The 18,108-nt window shown below is 61.5% G+C and carries 15 protein-coding genes and 1 pseudogene; 6 read left to right on the top strand and 10 right to left on the bottom strand.

What is annotated here, in order from left to right:
* Positions 1 to 255: 255 nt before the first annotated feature.
* The 3 genes from ACLM5J_RS06765 to ACLM5J_RS06775 form a co-directional block, all read right to left on the bottom strand.
* Positions 256 to 1,032 (bottom strand): hypothetical protein, encoded by a 777-nt coding sequence (locus ACLM5J_RS06765; RefSeq protein ID WP_413655332.1) that lies wholly within the window; start codon positions 1,030 to 1,032, stop codon positions 256 to 258.
* Between the two features lie 20 nt (positions 1,033 to 1,052).
* Complete coding sequence (locus ACLM5J_RS06770; protein ID WP_413655334.1) at positions 1,053 to 1,679, bottom strand: hypothetical protein; 627 nt, start codon at positions 1,677 to 1,679, stop codon at positions 1,053 to 1,055.
* A gap of 233 nt (positions 1,680 to 1,912) precedes the next feature.
* Positions 1,913 to 2,629 carry a thermonuclease family protein gene (locus tag ACLM5J_RS06775; protein ID WP_413655335.1) on the bottom strand — a complete coding sequence of 239 codons (717 nt, stop codon included), beginning with the start codon at positions 2,627 to 2,629 and terminating at the stop codon, positions 1,913 to 1,915.
* 1,695 nt (positions 2,630 to 4,324) lie between these two features.
* On the opposite strand from ACLM5J_RS06775, the gene ACLM5J_RS06780 reads away from it, so the two are divergent.
* Together ACLM5J_RS06780 and ACLM5J_RS06785 are read left to right on the top strand one after the other, a co-directional pair.
* Entirely contained in the window at positions 4,325 to 5,074 is a 750-nt protein-coding gene (locus ACLM5J_RS06780) for a hypothetical protein (RefSeq protein ID WP_413655336.1), read from the top strand.
* Entirely contained in the window at positions 5,055 to 6,125 is a 1,071-nt protein-coding gene (locus ACLM5J_RS06785; protein ID WP_413655338.1) for an ImmA/IrrE family metallo-endopeptidase, read from the top strand. The genes ACLM5J_RS06780 and ACLM5J_RS06785 overlap by 20 nt, the downstream gene beginning before the upstream one ends.
* Before the next feature lie 67 nt (positions 6,126 to 6,192).
* Here ACLM5J_RS06785 and ACLM5J_RS06790 read toward each other — a convergent pair whose 3' ends face one another.
* Positions 6,193 to 6,525 (bottom strand): histone-like nucleoid-structuring protein Lsr2, encoded by a 333-nt coding sequence (locus ACLM5J_RS06790; RefSeq protein WP_413655340.1) that lies wholly within the window; start codon positions 6,523 to 6,525, stop codon positions 6,193 to 6,195.
* Between the two features lie 627 nt (positions 6,526 to 7,152).
* On the opposite strand from ACLM5J_RS06790, the pseudogene ACLM5J_RS06795 reads away from it, so the two are divergent.
* Positions 7,153 to 7,541: pseudogene (locus ACLM5J_RS06795) on the top strand (transposase); the annotation flags it as partial.
* 551 nt (positions 7,542 to 8,092) lie between these two features.
* Positions 8,093 to 10,594 (top strand): class I SAM-dependent DNA methyltransferase, encoded by a 2,502-nt coding sequence (locus ACLM5J_RS06800; protein ID WP_413655342.1) that lies wholly within the window; start codon positions 8,093 to 8,095, stop codon positions 10,592 to 10,594.
* A gap of 81 nt (positions 10,595 to 10,675) precedes the next feature.
* On the opposite strand, the gene ACLM5J_RS06805 is transcribed toward ACLM5J_RS06800, so the two are convergent.
* From ACLM5J_RS06805 to ACLM5J_RS06815, 3 genes are all read right to left on the bottom strand, one after another.
* On the bottom strand, positions 10,676 to 11,113 hold the full coding sequence (locus ACLM5J_RS06805; protein ID WP_413655344.1) for a hypothetical protein: 438 nt from the start codon (positions 11,111 to 11,113) through the stop codon (positions 10,676 to 10,678).
* Positions 11,106 to 11,780: a hypothetical protein gene (locus tag ACLM5J_RS06810; RefSeq protein WP_413655346.1), complete on the bottom strand. Its 675-nt coding sequence runs from the start codon at positions 11,778 to 11,780 to the stop codon at positions 11,106 to 11,108. Before ACLM5J_RS06810 ends, ACLM5J_RS06805 begins: the two co-directional genes overlap by 8 nt.
* Positions 11,781 to 12,113: 333 nt before the next feature.
* On the bottom strand, positions 12,114 to 12,602 hold the full coding sequence (locus tag ACLM5J_RS06815; RefSeq protein WP_413655348.1) for a hypothetical protein: 489 nt from the start codon (positions 12,600 to 12,602) through the stop codon (positions 12,114 to 12,116).
* Positions 12,603 to 12,781: 179 nt separating this feature from the next.
* Here ACLM5J_RS06815 and ACLM5J_RS06820 point away from each other — a divergent pair, with 179 nt between their 5' ends.
* A complete protein-coding gene (locus tag ACLM5J_RS06820) occupies positions 12,782 to 13,951 on the top strand; it encodes a hypothetical protein (protein ID WP_413655349.1) in 1,170 nt (389 codons plus the stop codon).
* 59 nt (positions 13,952 to 14,010) lie between these two features.
* Positions 14,011 to 15,723, top strand: a complete 1,713-nt coding sequence (locus ACLM5J_RS06825; protein ID WP_413655351.1) for a hypothetical protein — start codon at positions 14,011 to 14,013, stop codon at positions 15,721 to 15,723.
* Between the two features lie 91 nt (positions 15,724 to 15,814).
* Here ACLM5J_RS06825 and ACLM5J_RS06830 read toward each other — a convergent pair whose 3' ends face one another.
* From ACLM5J_RS06830 to ACLM5J_RS06840, 3 genes are all read right to left on the bottom strand, one after another.
* Positions 15,815 to 16,369, bottom strand: coding sequence for a hypothetical protein (locus ACLM5J_RS06830; protein WP_413655353.1), 555 nt, complete (start codon positions 16,367 to 16,369; stop codon positions 15,815 to 15,817).
* A gap of 176 nt (positions 16,370 to 16,545) precedes the next feature.
* On the bottom strand, positions 16,546 to 17,268 hold the full coding sequence (locus ACLM5J_RS06835) for a helix-turn-helix transcriptional regulator (protein WP_413655355.1): 723 nt from the start codon (positions 17,266 to 17,268) through the stop codon (positions 16,546 to 16,548).
* Between the two features lie 30 nt (positions 17,269 to 17,298).
* On the bottom strand, positions 17,299 to 18,081 hold the full coding sequence (locus ACLM5J_RS06840) for a LamG domain-containing protein (RefSeq protein ID WP_413655356.1): 783 nt from the start codon (positions 18,079 to 18,081) through the stop codon (positions 17,299 to 17,301).
* Positions 18,082 to 18,108 lie beyond the last annotated feature (27 nt).

Genomic DNA, 18,108 nt, shown 5'->3' on the forward strand with positions numbered 1-18,108 from the left:
GGCAGATTTTGTCTCCCTGGCGCACGCCCGGTCTAAATCAGGATTCCCCAAACAGCGACACGACTCCGAGCATGAGTTTCCTCGCCCAGAACGCGGCACCGGACCAGGTGTCTCGCGAAACAAATAACGATTGACGGGAGGGTCAAATCTCGACCGTCCCGCCAATCGATACTTCCGAAGAAAAGGCAACCAAACGAAGTCACTCTATTGAGACAGAGAACTCACAGAAGCTTCATCTGGCACTAGAGGCGCGATTCATTTCGCCGCGCAATCAAATGTTGGGATCTCTTTCTGCCCTGCATTCTTGGCCGCTACCTCAAGAAGCGGGGCAAGGTCGCCAACATCCCGTCCAACGATAAGCGACCTGAAGGAGGTACCGCCACCGTCACCATGGGCCGCCAGGAAAGCCTGGAGTTCCTTCTGAGAGACCTCAACTCCCTCCATCTCACCTTGCCCCAAGATGCCGTTCTCAATTGGCAGCATTGCTTCGTCGCCGACCGGCCCCCAAAGAGCCGGGCGGGCACTGTCGCCACAAATGGCCGCTTGAGCTTCGGTGATCCCAGGAAATTTTGCGAGGGCTACCAGGTACTGATTCCCGACCTCAAACCGAGACCTCTCCCCAAGGGCGAACTTCTGACGCCTGGTCGGGTCATGGTCCTTCCAAACCCACCCGGGAGTCTGCATCGTCAGAGATTCAATCCCCGCCGATTCATTTCGCGACCAGATCAATTCGTCAATCCTAAGCCCAACGTAGCGCTTGATGTTGCCCTCACCGCGCTCCAATTCGTCTTCAGGAATCGCCTCCGCACGCTCGCTAGTCACCGAAACTACAGCGACAAGATCCGCATAAGCAGCCCAGTCCTCAGCAGACTCGCTGGGCAATAACGACAGACTGGAGCCCAAGACAACTGACTCAAGGCGACTATCACTCGCCGTCGGCTTCGAAGACGAATTACCTCCAAGGTATGCACCGCCAGCCACCGCAGCCAGAACTAGAGAAAACCCAGATGCAAGGCTAATGATCTTCTTCATGCATGCTCCTTAAGCAAAAATCAGTTGTAGACAGCAGCAATCTGGGCTTTGTTGTTAGCCCCCAAAGCATTAGAAGTGATCGCCGAATAGGGTCCGCGGAGGCAGCCAAGTGAGGATGCATTATTTGCAGTCGACGGGGTCGCCCAGTCGCCGTGAGTAAGACCCACGGCGTGCCCAGTCTCATGACACGTGATCTTCGGATTTAGGTACGCCCCAGTATCGATCATGATGTAGTGCTGGTCACATCGCCAAGTGCCAATTTTGTCATTGCACCAAACATATCCAGCGAGACCTGGCCCTGGTGAATCCTCCTGGAATATCCAGTCAGTTTCAGCGCTACCAGTAAAGGCGGGAGTCGAGTCGTAGGTGAGATTCATAGGGCCTTGGAACTGATCGTCAAGCATGGCCTTAAGCGCAACACGGTCATTCGTCTCTAGGGCCTTCGCCCCGCCGTCCGCCATGTGCCAATAGACGTTCTTATTGTCGGTCTGGCAGGCACCGCCCACCGAGAATCCTTGGCCGCAGCCACTGATTGGATTCCCGGTTGGCACAAGATTATCGGGTGCTGCGGAGGCAGCACCAATCCCGAACGAGAGCCCAAAAGCGCTCATCATCGCAGCAGCAAGTCCTATGTAACTACGCTTCAATTCTTGCAACCCTTCGTTTCGACCATTGAAAGATTTGACTGTCCTTTGAAAAGCATAACGGCGATACTTGCAGTTCGGAGCCGTTTTCCAAGACGTGCACCCAGTTCACCCTGGCTTCCGTGACCCGGGAGTTGGTTCCCGCATGCCGTCAATTCCCGCCGCTGTGACCAGGACACCGTCCGTTAGGAGCACCCTGGCTCCGGAGCGTTCCAGTGTGCTCATGGCGCCCCGAGTCAGCAGGCACCCCACAGACCCGCGTCGCGGCTCTTCGCCGACGACTGGGCTTTCTTGTATGCCTTGGTTCGCTTGAACGGCTTCCCGCCGTAGACATACACCCTGGCGTTGCCTGCCCGGACCTGGGCGTAGTTCAGGTCCTTGCCGCTGGAGCGCTTGGTGACGTAGCGCAGCAGGCGGCCGTAGCGGTCCTTGAGCTCTTGCGTGGGGTCGGAGGTGAGCTTGACCCTGGTGCCCTTGGGGAGTCGCTTCTTGAGCCAATGTGACGCCTGCGGTCCCCAGCATTCGGTGCCGCCGTAGACCTCGGGGGTATCGATGCCGATCAGTCGGACGTTCTTCGTGCCGCCACCGTTCAACCTCACCTTCACGGTGTCGCCGTCGGTGACCCTAATGATGCGTCCGTACTGCACGACGGTCTTCTTCTTGGGCTTCTTGCCGTCACCCTTGGGCGGGTCGCCGGGCTTGGTGGTGCCGTAGTAGCAGGGGCACGGGTTGGAGTCGCAGGCCACGCCGTCACCGTCGGCGTCGAGGCGGTGCGGGTCGGAGTGCGGTCCGCCGGCGTTGAGGAAGAAGATCTGGGCGTCGCGCTGGTTGGCGAAGTCGCCACAGTCACGGTCGTAGGCGCTGGCTGGTGCCGTCATGGCCCCGACGCCGAACGCGGTGAGCGCGGTTGCGAGCAGGCCGAGGAGGGCTGTGAGGATGGTGGTTCTACGCATGTCTTGTCCAGGTGTCGGGTCTTGTCCAGAACCGAACACGCTAGACAAGGAAGCGTTGGACCGCCCCGGGATTGCAGAAAGCAACTCAGATGTCCAGCAGTCGGAGCGCGTACTTGTCACGCGCGTGACAAGTTTTCCAGTCGTCTACATGAGTCCTTGACCTGCCGAGGGCAAACAGACGCCGCGAAACACCTGTACGTCCCGCATGAGGGGATCGTCTCTGGGCTGTTGGCCTGGATGCCTCCCATGTAGGGCACCGGGCAGGCTGGCTAACCCGTGGAAACGAACCACACGCGGAGGCTCACGCTCGTCGAGTCGGGCCGTCCCAGGGCTTCTGCCATCTCTACGAGCCGATCGCGACAGATCCTCACCTTCGATCACCGGGTCGTGCCTGGGTCGGACTGCCACACCACTGTTGTCTGCTGCCGTCGCACGATGCGGTAAGCGTGCTCCTACCCCCGGCGGAGGTGCGACAAGCAACAATGTTGTCGGATCGACTGCGCTTCGGGCACGCGAGGTCGGCAGGTCTGAGTGGTCCACCTCCGCGGGGTCGAGCACCGCGGCCGCGGGCTTTAGGGGGGCTTCGCCCGGTCAAGATAGGAAGCTAATCACTGAGCCGACGAAAGGGCTGCTAAGACCCATCTTGGGTGCGTGAGAGACCTCTCAGAGACAGGCACAGGCTCGCCCCCGACGCCCCGAGTGCTCGGCAGCGGCGCCACTCATGTGCCCTTTCGGGCAGCCCAGGCCAGGGTCGACCCTCAACGGGGTTCTGTGATCCACTCGCCCTGCCGCTGATGCCTGCTGCGCCCGATACCCGATAGCGCGGCATAGATATACCGAAGCGCCGCCAAAATCGGAATGGTCCGTCAAGATAGGGGCCAGACAGCCGACCAACGGGGTGCGGTGGCTACGCACGAAACCGAAGCATGATTCTGGAGGGCAACCATTGCATTGTGAGGCGCTATCGATCCGGCGGACTTCACCGCGTACGACCCTGCGGTCGGGTGTGGTGGAAAGGAAAGGAAAACCTGAGATTGGCCAGCGTTCGGCAGCGCGCCGTCCCTGCACGGCCTCTCTTCCGCCGCATCGCGTGTCCGGAAGCGGATGGTGACGAGTGTCGTCCCGTCGAAGGCGCACGCAGACCAGGGCAGAACCGATAGAGGCGGGCCCGCCGAACCCCGGATCGGTCTACCTTGTAGAGCCGTTTCTCGTTATTGGTGGCGATGCACACCTCAGGAGAAAGAGGCGGATCGGGTGCATCAGGCCGATCCAAGGGCCTCCGGCAGGTTGGGTCACGGTGGGGCGTAGCACGACCGATCACCGGCCCGGAGACCTGTTCCATCCCAAGGAGCCCGGCGTCAAACTCGACAAGGATGGGTGGTGGTCGACGCGTTTCCAGCACACTCTCAACGCGGATCGCTTCAACACCCCAGCCTGCGAGTACGCAGGCGAACTGTCGGTGGAGGCCTGTATGAATCTCCTCGAATGGTTCGACGGGTCTTCCTGACCACGCCGACAGCAGTACACTGACCAACTCGCCACTCCCCCGGAGCACACGAAATGACCACGCTGAGCCTGACCGAGGCCCCGCCCGGACTCGCCCCAGAAGCCACACAGACGTGGCTCAATGGCACCGTTGGCGCCCCAGCGGTAGGTGACCTGTGGCTTCTCTCTTGGAACGCCGAGGCGTTAGCTATGGTGGTGATCACCAAGGTCGTTCACGACCACATACTCGCGTTTCCTGTCACGACTCTTAGCGACCCGTCGTGTGGCCCCTCGCTTGTTCGGCAGGACACCCCGCTGGGTGTTCCCCTCACCGTGTGGACGTTCGCCGAAACCGGCCTGGGCCTGCACCTTCTCGATCGCCGGTTAGGCAACCTGATCTCGGCCAGAACCGTCGAACTCTGTCGACTCTATGGCCAGGGCAGAGGCGAACCGCCTCTCGACATAGCGACCGGCGACTACTTTGAGCACCAGGACTTCGTCGACGGCCTGCTTGAGTGGATGCAGTCCCTCTGCTTTCACGAATGGCCTACCGAAACTACCGGAGATGTCGTGCTCAATGCCGACGTCATGGAGGCACGCCACCTGAGGGCGAGCGATCTCGTTGCAATCCTCGGCCTATCGGTTCCTGACGCAGCGGCGCTCCGCTCGGGCAATCGGGCCCCGACCGCGGCCGACGTCATTGCTCTCGCTAACTCCTGGGGTCTCGAACCGGCGGAATTCCTGACGGTTGCCGCCGACGACGGAATCGCCGCCTTGCTGAACCCACGCGTCAAGCCGCTTCTTCGACAGATCATGGAAGCGCGAAATACCGACGAATCGGGAGCCCGTGGCCTAGCGCGGAGCCAGTTCGCGCTGGCGACCCGCTCCGTCGGAGGAGCGGCAGATCTGATGGACGCCGCGCTGAGGAGACTTCTCAACGATGACCCTTCCGAGCCCTGAGTCGCACGCTGACTGGCGGCAGGCTGACAACATCGAGGCAGTCGTCGCACACCTTCGTGCGTTTGCGCAGTCAGCCGAATCAATTGATATTGATGCGCTATCGGCAAACCCGTTCGCAGTCATGGGTGAGAATCCCGCGGTGCGGGTCAAAGTGGATCAAGCCATGAGCGGGGAAGGCTGCTCGGTATTTGGCCACTACAGCTCAACGCCGACACCAACAATCACTGTGAGGGCGACCTCGACCGTCGGGCGCGACGAGTTCACGCTCCTGCACGAGTACGCCCACCATTTGCAGCAGCATGACCCCGATTGGGTGGACATCTGGTCGTGCATGCCCAAAGCAACCTATGGACCGTTGAACGAGGCCATCGCAGACGAGTTCGCTTCCAGTGTTCTCATCCCGGATCCCACACTCGGCAGCGTCATCACCGGCTTGCCGACCGCAACCCAACTCGCAGACCTCTACCTCAGCACACAGGCCAGCCGACAAGCGGTACTGGTTCGGGCGGCCAAGACCGCTCGGCGCCTCACGACACGCGAAGGCATCCCACGCGAGCATGGGTTCCTGCTGCTCGCCACTTATGACGGCGAAGTCGTTTTCAGCCAACTCGTTGGCGACGAGATCTACCCACCCTCGCGTGGTAGCCATCAACCCGATATCGCGGCGATCGCGGCACGCTCCTCAGGCAGTGCCACGCATGCTGTGACCTCCCACGGGATCTCCTACGGTTCCGGCGCCGCGCGACATGACGTGCGCCTAGACCTCCATCCACTGGATGACACGTACGTCTACGTAGTCGGCACCCGCGAGCACCGCTATGGAACCCCTCAGTGGTCGCGCGCCACCCGAGAGTGCTCCAACGAAACTTGCGATCCGTTCGACGTCACAGAGTTGATTGCGACCTGTAGGTCGTGCAAGGCCGCGCGCTGTCCGACTTGCGCCTCTTGCGACTGTGAGCCAGCGAAGGTCACGGCGTGCACCTGTTGCTTTCAGGTACTCCTGCCAGCCGAACTCAGTGCGGGGAGAACGGTGCACCTCGACTGTGAGTGAACGGTATCCTGAGAAGCGCCCGGTCGGCCGCCGCACACCTGCAAGGTCAAAGCGCGAAACGCTTCTCTCAGTGCTCGCGCTGGTATCGCTCCAGGATTTCGGATGGAATCCGACCACGCTGGGGCACATCCAAACCGTTGGCCAAAGCCCAGGCGCGGACATCTTTAGCGACGTAACCAGACTTGGCTGCGAAGACAGCGGCCTTGCGGCGGCCACCCGCTCTGGTCGCGTTTTCCACGAACTGGGCAATCGCCTGGTCGAACTCGTTGGCTTCCTGGTTTGTCAGGTCGATCCGGTACGTGACCCCACGGTAGGCAAACTCGATGGTCTGACCGCTTCCTTCCTCAATGTCTACACCGGAGATATCGCTGACCATCTGAGTTACTACACGCTGCGCCATCGTTGTACGCCTTTCGGGTAGGGGTAAGGCATCGCCAACGTTATCGGGTGCTCGCCCGTTGGATCCATAGGCAGTGCGCGCCCCCGCTACGAACACAAACAGCAAAGCCCAAGCGCCACCTGCCGGTTTGGAACTTGAGGGTTACTAGTTCATTGTCGCGTTGGGCTACGTTCTCACTCGCGTCGCCCTTCGCCCTTAGTGAGTAGTCACTCAACCGCCCAGATTCCGCGGGCCGGATGCGGGGAATGCTACAGAACGGGCTAGCAAGCACCCCGTAGCCCCGGCGTCGCGGTTCTTCGCTGAGGTCCCTTCGACACCGGCAGACTGGTCGTCCTCGACACACGTGCGCTCCACTGGTGAGTGAAGGCGGTGCGCGACGAGACGCTAGGTCGCGAGGAAGTACACCCCCTACCCGCGCACGAGCAGGGGTGCCTTCGCGGCCTTCGAGATCGCCGGGCTAGACAATGACCGATCGCCCGGTGCTTGTCCTTAACCGTGCAAAGGGGGCGAAGGCTATTCGAAGTCGCACGGAGACGATCCCTTGGTCCCTGGGCCTGCGCCGACGAGGCTTGGACGGCGCAGGCCCCTATCAAAGAACCAGAACTCATCTGAACCGCACTGGGTTGGTTGGAGTCTCCATCGTTTGGAAACGAGGATGTACTTGCGCCGAAGGACGCCACCCCGGCGAAGCCGACCACGCGTCGGTACAGCCCTGATGAGAAGGCCGCCGCGGCACGGATGGTCAGGACCCTGCGAGCCGAACTCGGCACCGAGCACGGCACGGTCCAACGCGTCGCCTCCCAACTGGGCTACGGCACCGAGTCGGTCCGCTCGTGGGTACGCCAGGCCGACATCGACGAGGGCCACGCCCCGGGCACCAGCACAAGCGACGCCGAACGGTTGAAGGCCCTCGAGCAAGAGAACCGCGAACTGAAGCGAGCCAACGAAATCTTGAAGCGGGCCGCGTCTTTCTTCGGGGCGGAGCTCGACCGCCAGCACAAGAAATAGCCGCGTTCACCCTTCGCGCGGCCATCGGCTTCAAGGATCGAGCAAGGGGCGGGGCCGTGAGCAATTCTGCCAGCTTGGTGCGCCGTTGCGGTGGGTGGGGAGAGTTCCCACGCTCGCCGCACACCTAGCTGGTGCCAGGACCACACACCGAGCCCTTCCCAAGAGGCCCAGATGACTCCTTCAGTTTCCGAACCACACCTTCGCGACCCGCAACCCCAATGCGCAAGTGTCGGATCCCCGTCGTACAAGATAGATGGGGAGAACGACGCGACGGACCGCTCGCGTGCAGGGCACATACGAACGGAGCACTTTGAGTCGAGAGCAGTTGCACCAGTCTCCTTACCTGGTCGACGGAGCACTTCGAGGGGACCCGTGGGGGGCCTACGAGATCCTCAACCTAAGCGACACCTCCATCAAGGCGCTCGTACAGTCGGGCCTGAGTTGCACGCCCTCAGCCAGCGTTACCTTCCCGTGCCAGTCGTATCGGCCACCACGGACGCCGACCAGCGCCAAACCCGACCGTGTCTACTGCCAGCGAACCGCTGGACGTCTGGTTCCGGTGGCTGTCGCAGAGTTCAAGGATCCGAGTGCGCTGCGAACGCCGCGACAAGTCCTGAAGGCGCAAGAACAAGCTGTCTGGCACGCTCTAGCGTTGGGGGTGAATGTTGCCATCGTGACAGATGGCACACACTGCACCTTCCTCGACGCCTCAGCGTCCGCGAACAACGGGGAGATCGTCCCCTTTGCCGAACCACGCGACTTGAGTCCAGCGGTGCTGGCGGACCTGCTGCACGGCGGTGTCGTTATGCGTGATCCGAAGCCTCTAGCCGAGTCAGTATGGCAACTCATCTGGCACGCCACCAAAGCCGAGCCCAAGGAGTGTTTGCTTACTTTCGTAGAGATCTTCATGTTGAAATTTCTCTCGGACAACCTCAGTACCAATTTACTTCCCCAAGATTATCGATTCGATGTCTTACTCGCCGATCCGAACGAGTTCCTTGCCTCGAAGGGGCAGACCCAAATCGAGTACTACGTTGATCTTATCCGGCCTCGCATCAAGGGCATTTTCACAGAGAACACCAAGGTCAATGACCAGGTCATTAGCGCGGCATTCGGCCTCGACGACATACCATCAACTACATCGGTAATCAACGGGTTCGCCTTCCTCAAGTCGCCTAGATCCACAAGCGGAGCAACATATAATCGGATCTTCTGTGAAATCCTCCAGGAGTTTAAGAACTTCGGAACACTCACCGCAATTGAGCCGGAATTTAAGCTTCGTCTCTATGAGACTTTTCTTCGAAAAAGTGCCAGGCAACAACGCTTGGGGCAGTTCTTTACCCCACGAAATTTAGTACGCCCGATGATTCGAATGGCGCGATTGAATGGCCTCGAAGAAGGGAGTATCGTACTCGATCCCGCAGCAGGCGTCGGCGGGTTCCTTTTGGAGACGCTCTTGTTCTCCGATGCTCTACCGGGAAATGTAAACTTCCGAGACGGTCTCGCCGAACAGAAAGTGCGTCTCGTTGGCGTCGATGTCGACGAACACACTAATATCCTGGCGAAGGCTAACATGCTACTTCACCTGGCGGAGTCGGTCCGGGATCCTGAAACGACTCCGTCAGCGCTCAACCAGGCATTGGTCAACACATTCTTGCTCATGAATCAGAATGAGACACTGGGCGCACTCCTCCAGCCGCCACGAAATTCGATCGATGTAATCCTGACAAACCCTCCCTATGTAACTCAAGGATCATCGATCTATAGGCGGGAATTGGAGCAAGTCGAGGGACCTCGCAACGGCGTCTTACTTTCGGAGTATTACGACACTGGCGGCCTCGGCGTTGAAGCACTATTCCTTCGTTATGTCACAGGCGCACTTAAGCCTGGCGGGCGTGCCTTCATTATCGTTCCTCTCGGCTTGCTCAACCGAACCGCCGCACGCATGAAGGCGAACATTATCGCAGAGTGCAACATCCTGGCGAGCATCGCACTTCCGCGAAACGCGTTCTTTAACACTGCCCAGCCGACTTACATCCTCGCGCTTGAGAAACGTCGGACACCCAGCCAATCCCGACCTCCCGTCTTCTGCGGAATCGCTAGGAGCATTGGCGAAACCCTTGACTATGAGCGTGTCGCGACACCTGACCAAAATGACTTGATGGACATTGCTGAACTCTTTGTTCAATACGTGGAGAATGATCTACAGAATCCCGTTAGTAATGCTCGCCCTTATGCAGATTCATCGATTGCAAAACTTGTCCCCGCCGAACTATTTTCCGCTGACGATCGATGGGACGTCTTACGGCATTGGTCTGAATCTGAACAAGTGGCACTGGGGCAGCGTGCAGAAGCAATTGACCGGCGCGAGTTTCTCGAACAGGTAACCAACACTTTTTCTGACCTACTAGAAGAGATGGGGACCGCACGCGCGGAACTGGACGCTCTCGAAGCGGGCCCAATGGAGCGTTTTAGTCTCGCTGACTCCGATCGCTTCCAAGTCCGTTCGGGAACAAGGGTCAGAAACACTGATCTCCGGGACTTCCCTGGCACGGTTCCTGTGTACTCTGTCTTCACGAAAGCCAACGCTGTGAAGGGTTACGTCGATCCAGAATGGCTATTTGCTAGTAAGGGAGCCCTGCCTGAGAGGTACCCTTCAGCCACCGTGATGGCAACTGGCGCGTCGGCAGTAGGTCTTGTCCACCTACGCGAGGCTGGGGCAGTAATGACCGACGACGTTGTAATCGTTCAACCGTGGCCTTCAGTCCCTCTCCCTGGTCCGTTCGCAGCCCCTGGGCGGGATCTTCCCAAGCACGATATTGATCTCGAGTACCTCACGGTGGCGTTGGCACGTTCTATCACCCAGGGCGGTTACATGTACGAGGCGAAGTTGTACGTACGCAGGGTCCAGCAGTTGAGCATCGAGGTCCCCGTTGACGAAGCCGGGCGGCCTGATCTCGATCGCCAGCGCGCAATCGCCAAGGTTTCGAGACGCATTGACGACGTGCGCGAGCGAATCGACGAGGCCGCTCGCTGGATCAAGACGACGCGTCTCTCCTAGCGTCGGGGCCCGCCTGACCAATCCGACGAAAGAGTTAGGCGGGCCGGTAACGCCGACGCACGGAAACACGCGTTGGCGCAATCACCACTGGACACCCCAGTCGTTCGCCGCGACCGCTGACACGCGGTCTGGGTCGGTCGCGAGCAAGTCCACGGGTCGCCGAACCCCACGGCCGTCATCGAGATACGTGGTGGGGGCACACAACCATTGGATGAGGCTCGCCTCGTTGTAGCCGTGTTCCTCGCCGATGCACCGCAGGTCGGCGATGACAGGCAGGACTGCGCCGCAAGCATGGTCAAATTGGAATCCGGGGTACAGGACGCCTTGACGGCGCTCGATGCCAAGCACGTGCCTTCCGCGCCGCTTGCCAGCAATCAGACTCAGGCCTGCTGCCGCTGAAGTTGCGCCGAGCAACGAGCCCGCCTGGGTTGCGGTAAGCATCCCGAACTCTTCCTCGATACGACGCCAGTAGCGCTCAGCGGCCAGCGTTGCGCGCGCCAAGGCGGCAGGCTCATCCATCGGACTCGGACCCGTGATGGCGCATGATTCCGGAGACCGTAGACGAGATCCGGTAGTGCTCGACAAGTTGAGGCTCGTCGGGGTCGTCGAACCAGACGAAGAACGACTCACCGACCTTGGGCCATGCCTCAACCCGAGTGATTGGCATAGCGTTCCCGTCGAACCTCATGCCACCGGCGTGGCTACTGGGGCCCGGACGCCGCGTGTAGGTCATGTTGTCCAGGTCCCAGATGTGGCTAGAGCCCTGGGTCTCGACTAACCAGACACCCCTCATCCCTGGCTTCAGTTGAGTCACTGCGCTTTCGACGATGTCGATGTCGATGTCCGTCGCATGTTCATGGTCGCCGCAGCGTACGCGGCGGTCGTAGCCGTCGGTGATGACTCGCGCGGGGGCACCGCAGATGTCGCATTGCTGGTAGGAGCGGGCTTCAATCGCGCTGATCGCCTCACGCACGCCTTCGCGGTGCTCCTGGTTTGTCGCGCCGGGCTCGTAATAAATGCGGAGGCCACCGAACTTCTGCTTGATCTGTTCTAGCCGCCACCCCGAGGGAAACTCGCGGTCCAGCAATTCAATGGCGTCTTGGATCAGGTCTGCCCATCCTGCGGGAGCATGCGACGGGATCAGCGGCAGGTTTGGTACTTCAATGAAACGGGGCTCATTGATCATGTGAACGCTCTCCTTGTACCGGCGTCGTCTACTGCAAGGCCCTCGGCGACACCCGTGGTGCGCGCCACGGCAAGCCGAGCCGCACGCGGGTCACCGCACGGAACAGGCGTGGCCGCATCGGCAGACCGGATTCCAGCCCCTCGGATCCGGTCGCGCGAGCGCGGTCGACGCCGGTCGAGTGCGGCGCCGCGACAGAATGCGCACCGAACACCGTCTCCATCTGCAACGCGTAAGGATTGCCAGCATCGGCTACCAAACCAGACAGGGGCTCTGCGGAGGTCGGCCCGATCGTGTTGTCGAGCTGCTCTGAGCCGCCTCGGTGGACAGAAATCGCTAGAGGGCGGGCGGGGTGCCGTACCTCTGCTGGGCCTGCTCCCGAACGCGGTCGGTTTCCTGCCGATCACGACTGGAGTCCAACCGTGCGATGGTCAGCAGGTTGCCGCCTAGCAACGCTTCGAACTCGGCGATCTCGCGGAGCGTCATGAACCGCTGGCCACTCAAAATGTTGCGGAGAGTGCCGAGCCCGATCTGCGTTCGGCGCTTCGCCTGAGCGGCCGTCGCATCGCCCTTCCAGGCAAGTTCGCTGCGCGTGCGGTAGCCGTGGAGCGGAAGGCGGCGATTGATCTCCTCGCAGATGGCGTCCTGGATTTGGCTCGACCGTCTCAACGCCCGCCACTGCGCGAGCGTGCTCGCTGTGGCCTCGGAAGCGCCATCCATCTGGCCGACTCCAAGCCAGCGGTCTTCCGGCTGCATGCCGGGTACCTGAACGCCCCAACGAATGCCGAACACCAACCAGTCTTTCGGCACCTCCGGTTTGCGCATGAAGGGCACCGTAGGAGCGTCTGAACGCCGACAAGCACCGACGCGCAGACGCCCGCCGATACTCAACATATTGGTGATTACATGTCACGTATACATGATGTGCCATGTTCAGGTGTGCTGTGAACCCCTGGGCGTGATGCATGAGGAGCGTTCAAGGCCTGTCCGCAGACCTGGAACCCATGAACGCCAACCAACTCGCTCCAGAGCCCCTCATCGACGCTGCCATCGGGCTGCGCGAGGCCCGCCTCATCGAGGGTGCACTCGTCTGCACGACACCCCCGCTGCGCGGCCGCAGCCCAGCGGCCAAGCACGCCCTCTCCCAGGCTGAGTTCCTCGCCAACTTCCTGGCGACACACACCGAACGGCTCGGAGGCAAGATGGTTCGCCAGATTGCGAACTACCGACCGCGCGACATGGCGCCTGCGGATTACGCCGCCATCGAGTTCTTTGTCCAGGGCGTCATCGCTGACACAACCGACCTGCGCCACAAGGACCCTCTCGCTCACGTCCACGCTGTGGCTTCGTTCGTTCACTGGGCACACAATCTCCACGGTCGCCCCCTGGAGCGCGAGGCCATCTTCAACGTCCCGCTCATCTTGAACTTCACCGAACGCGTGTTGTCCGGCAAGAGTGCGGGATACGTGTCGACATATAGGTCACGCCTCTTGGGCGTCGCCAAGGCGGTGAACCCGCGCAGCGTGGTCAGCATGCCCACCCGGCAGCGACGTGGGACCAACAATCCGCCGTACACCGATGGCGACATCTCCCGTTTTTTGATGCACGCAGCGGGCTTCGGACGTCCCTACGGCCGTCGTAGTGCGCAACTCGTCGTCGCGTTGTCGGCGGGTGCGGGGCTCAACCCCTCTGACTACGTACGGCTACGTAACCGGCACGTCAGCATCGACGCCGTCGGGCCGGACTCGGGAATCACTGTCCATGTTCCTCAAGGCGCCGGGACCGCTCGAACCAGCCTGAAGGCACGTCGGGTCATGCTCTTGAGGCAGTACGAACCCACCATCCGTGGTCTTCTGAGCGCTCCCGGCTTGGACCCTGAGGCCTTCGTTGTGTGGGAGAACGTCGTCGCGTCTCGCGAGAACCTCCAGGCACTCACCCAAGGCCTCAAGCGCACCTTCGAGGACGCACGCACCCGACCTGTCATCTCGCGCCTGCGGACGACATGGATTGTTCGCCACCTCACCTGGGGAACACCTACCTCAGTACTCCTTCTGGCTTCCGGCTTGAACTCGGCAGAGTCGCTGCATCGGTACATGGACTTTGTTCCGGAACCAGACTGGGACGAGTCCAGGCTCTGGTTGCGCGGACCGCACGGCAAGGAAGCAAGCCGATGATGCGCCCGAAGCACGCACCCCAGTTTCACCTCGACGGGTCCTACCTTGGTCGCGGCCCCGTGAGCGACCCGATGTTTAACGTCGCGCTGAACATCGTCGAACGAGCACAACTCGCAAGCCGCATCGAGCGCTACAAAACTGCCGACCGCCCCGTCAACACCGGCGGGCGCAAATTGAGCATCCCGAGCCACGTCGCCGTGACTCTGCTGCTCATTCAAGCGCTGGAAGGTGACCGCGCCTGTCACGTGACCACGGCAGCCACCAATGTGCTTCAACGGCTCTCGCCCGAGCAGTGCACCGCACTCGGCATCCAAGTTCCGACCGTCTTCGAGAAGCGCTCCAGCGCAGCCCATAAGAGGTGGCGAGACCGCATCCATGCCAGCCTCGACGCGCTCTTCCGCCTCATCGACCCCCACTGGAATCCGAACCGACGCAACCGGTGGCTCAAGGCCGACTGGAACGCCCACATGCAGGCGCGTGACCCCGACATTGTCGAACGCAAGATGGAGCGGCTCTACGACTTCAACAACGCAATCTTGCGTGCGACCACGGAACTCCTACCCGCCAAGTACCGAGAAAAGTTCCAAGGTGCCCGCGCGGTTGACGGGACGTCCTACCGGACGTCTTGTCGAGGGACCAGCGAAAAGAGCAACCGCATGTCCGTCGAGCCGAACGCTTGGTGGTACAACCGCAACTCCAAGGACAAGAAGCTCGACAACACGAAGCCCAAGTTCCATGGGTACGAGGCAACGCTCTTCATCTGGACTAAGGAGTTCACCAACGACCCCGACGAGTACCCGTTCCTCGTAGACGCCATGGCCCACAACCCGCCAGCCAAGGCAGCAAGCGAGATTGTCGTGCGAGCCGCACGCACCCTGTTCGAAAACAACGCGAAGGTCAGCACCCTACGCGCGGACAACCAGTACTGGGCTGGCCAGAACATCGACAAGTTCCACCAGCCACTGTGGACCATGGGCTTCAAGCCCGTGACCTCGTATCGGTCAGGACAACGCGGCCTGCAGGGCGAAGCACAGCACGGCGCCGTCCGCATCGACGGCGACCTCTACTGCCCCTCCATCCTGGACGCACCCAACCTCGTCAACGTCGGCGACGACTACATGTCCGGGCGAATCGACCGCGACAAGGTTCGCGAGCGCATCGCCGCGCGAGAGCCGTACCTGCTCAAGAACAAGCACAAGACCCCGTTCGGCGACAAGCGGGTCATGATGTGCCCCGCCAAGCGAGGGACACTCGACTGCTCCCTTCGACAAGACCTATCCGCGGCAAACGACCGTCTTGGTCTACCCATCTTCCCAGTCGCATCAGCCGGGGCAATCTGCGACAACAAGCACTCAACGACGTTCGGCACACCATCGAAGTTCGAGCAGGAGTACCGATATCTGACCGACGAGTGGTTCGAGGCATACGGGCAGCGCAGCCAGGTCGAGTCGTTCAACAACGACCTGAAGAACAGCGCGCTTGGTAGTCGCAACGGCATCCGGCTGCGAGGCTTCGCCGCCGTCGCGCTGGTAAGCGCACTTTGCGTTGCCTCGGTGAATGTGCAGCGCATCAACACCTTCGTGGCACGCAAGACGGAGGAGGCCGAAGGCCGCCGTTCCCGCGCCGCGAGCCGTTCCCGTTCCCGACGCAAGTCGGGTTGGACCGACGACCTCGAAACTACGCCGACGCCAGGCGATGACCCCGACTTTGTCCGAAAGGAACCGCGTACAGGGGTGCGCCTAAGCGTGGAGGACTCCCCGCCCGACGACTAACATCGCCGACCAAGACACCGAGTCAGCAACTTCATAGATAACCGTCACCCCCTGAAGCCAGCGCACACAGCGTGCCGCTGAGTTCAGGGGTTCACGTTTCCAGCGTGGATCGAAGATCAGAAGATCCGCACGGCGTCTGGGCCCTCAACTCACGCCCCGGAAGGGGCGTTCCAGCCTCATCTGTAGGGCTCAGGAAGCGGGACGGCTGCCTCGCCAGAGCAATCGCGATCATTTTTGAGAGGAATCGCGATGTACCCCGGCGTCCGCTCGCCTTGAGCATCCGCTCCACCAACTCGTCGACCTGGGCGCTGGTCAGCACCGTGGTGGTCAGCTCGTGACGCCCGGCCCGCGCCACGAAGACCTGACTCGGCTCGTTGATCCAGACCTCCTCGACACTCGGGTCGTCGAGGTACGGCTGGAGCAGGCCGAAACCGGCGACCCGCGCCATCAGTTCGGCGACCATCGCTTGGGGGTCGGCGAGGGCAGCGACCCGACCCGTCAGACTCAACTGATCGTGCTCGCGCACGACCGTCTCGACCAGGGAACGCACCAGCGCACCCTGCACCTGAGGGTCGAGCCGATCGCGGCGGACCAGATCCCGTACCCGGGCGTCCAAAGCATCGAGTACCCCAGCAGGGGTCTCCAATTTGCGCGGCTGACATCAACTTTCGCTCCCGAGGCGGCGGTATGAGTGTCAGCAGTTATATGCCGCATCCGTCGCTTCGGGAACCCCAGGCCGCAAAGCTGGGGAACACCCGCGGAAAGTTGGCTCCTGAGTGAGCAAAATCCGCGGGTGTTACCTGCACCGTCCCAGCAAATCGCCTAAGCGGCGGGCACCGTACTCACCCGCTCCAACAACGCGACCGCGGCGATCTGCGACTGGACCTCCAGCTTGGTCAGCACGGCGCGCACCTGACTGCGCACGGTGCCGATCGAGACGAAGGAGTCGGCGGCAATCTCCGCCACCGTCTGACCGCGGCTCAGGTCGTCGAGCACCTGCCGTTCCCGGCAGCTGAGCCGATCGAGACGCTGGGTCAACCGGCGTTCCTCCTCGCCGACCTCCTCCCAGACCGCGACCAGACGACGGCGTTCATCAGCCGGCGTGATCTCTCCCCCCGCGGAGATCACGCCGACGGTGTTGATCAACTGGTCGACACCGACCGAGATCGACAGCACTGCTGCCGCACCAGCGTCCAGGGCCGCGCCCCATCGAGCGTCGTCGTCACTCTCGGACAACAACACCCACGGCACGTCGCCGATCTCCCGGATGATGCGCATCGCCTCCAGGGTGTGCGCCCAGTCCAGCCGCTCGTGCAGCAGCAGTGCTACCTCAACCCGTTGCCGCGAGAGCCGGGCGCGAAGGTCGCGCACACCCGAACCCTGTTGCGGCACCGCGAACGTGCTGGAGTTGAACCCCAACGACGTCAACGCCTCACCGACTGCCTGTCCGGTCAACGACTGGTCCGCGACCACGGCAATCTTCGGCCACCGACCCACGCGCGGACTCGGCACCCGCGTAGTGGTGACCTCACTCGTCTCGCTCATACTCATTTCCCCTGTCACTCCCCTGCACAGTTACTGCGCGACGTCGAAGAAGACGTCATCGACGGCACCGTTGAACTGGTCAGTCGTTGAAGGCATGAGGTCGCCGTCGGGACCCACCTTCGCTCCCACCGAGAGCGGCACATTGGCCGGGAACTGAACCTGTCCTGTGTTTCCACGGACGTTGGCGACCTGATCCTCGCCACCGCCTTGTTCCAGCGACTTCACCCGCAGTCGAAGCAGGCTTCCGCGCCGTGCACAGTCCACGGAGTACCAACGTCCGCGTTCGACGGGCCGCTTGGCCTTGGCCAGCAGATCGCCCTCGTCGCCAGCCACTCGACACGAAGCAACGCCATGGTCCAACTGGATCTTGACCTGCAACGGATCGGTGAACAGGCCACGCTGCATCACGTTGTCACCGTTGTCGTTACTACTACCTTCGGACTCCTGATCCAGCATCACCTGCGCGCCGAACCGGAAGTCACGGGCACCTGGCGACAGCTCGCCCTCACGGTCCCACACCGTGATCGCCGCTGCCCCCGAGGAGCTGTCGTCCCGTTCTGGGAACCTGACGCCGACCCCGCTCGGGCTCGGCGCCAACCTGACCCGACCGCCGGAGGCGGTCGTGATGGTGATGCGCACCGGTGCAGACCCGAGGTTCTGCACCGATGGCACCACCGAATCGAACTCCGCGGTGAGTTCGTCGAAGTTCAAGAAGAGAGCTTCCGGACGGTCGGATTCGGTCGCCGACTCCTCGGCGTCCTTCGCACCCGAGGACGGACCACTGCACGCGCTGAGCATCATCACCACAGCCACCGGTCCTCTCCACCAGGTTCGGTTCGT

Origin of the sequence: Nocardioides sp. Bht2, assembly GCF_047308515.1 — a bacterium.
In the GTDB taxonomy this organism is placed as follows: Bacteria; Actinomycetota; Actinomycetes; order Propionibacteriales; family Nocardioidaceae; genus Nocardioides.

Excerpts from the sequence above, each read along its gene's own strand:
- ACLM5J_RS06775 (WP_413655335.1), bottom strand. The coding sequence starts at position 2,629 with ATGCGTAGAACCACCATCCTCACAGCCCTCCTCGGCCTGCTCGCAACC.
- ACLM5J_RS06815 (WP_413655348.1), bottom strand. The coding sequence starts at position 12,602 with ATGCGCAAACCGGAGGTGCCGAAAGACTGGTTGGTGTTCGGCATTCGT.
- ACLM5J_RS06785 (WP_413655338.1), top strand. The coding sequence starts at position 5,055 with ATGACCCTTCCGAGCCCTGAGTCGCACGCTGACTGGCGGCAGGCTGAC.
- ACLM5J_RS06780 (WP_413655336.1), top strand. The coding sequence starts at position 4,325 with ATGGTGGTGATCACCAAGGTCGTTCACGACCACATACTCGCGTTTCCT.
- ACLM5J_RS06810 (WP_413655346.1), bottom strand. The coding sequence starts at position 11,780 with ATGATCAATGAGCCCCGTTTCATTGAAGTACCAAACCTGCCGCTGATC.
- ACLM5J_RS06765 (WP_413655332.1), bottom strand. The coding sequence starts at position 1,032 with ATGAAGAAGATCATTAGCCTTGCATCTGGGTTTTCTCTAGTTCTGGCT.
- ACLM5J_RS06820 (WP_413655349.1), top strand. The coding sequence starts at position 12,782 with ATGAACGCCAACCAACTCGCTCCAGAGCCCCTCATCGACGCTGCCATC.
- ACLM5J_RS06835 (WP_413655355.1), bottom strand. The coding sequence starts at position 17,268 with ATGAGCGAGACGAGTGAGGTCACCACTACGCGGGTGCCGAGTCCGCGC.
- ACLM5J_RS06805 (WP_413655344.1), bottom strand. The coding sequence starts at position 11,113 with ATGGATGAGCCTGCCGCCTTGGCGCGCGCAACGCTGGCCGCTGAGCGC.
- ACLM5J_RS06790 (WP_413655340.1), bottom strand. The coding sequence starts at position 6,525 with ATGGCGCAGCGTGTAGTAACTCAGATGGTCAGCGATATCTCCGGTGTA.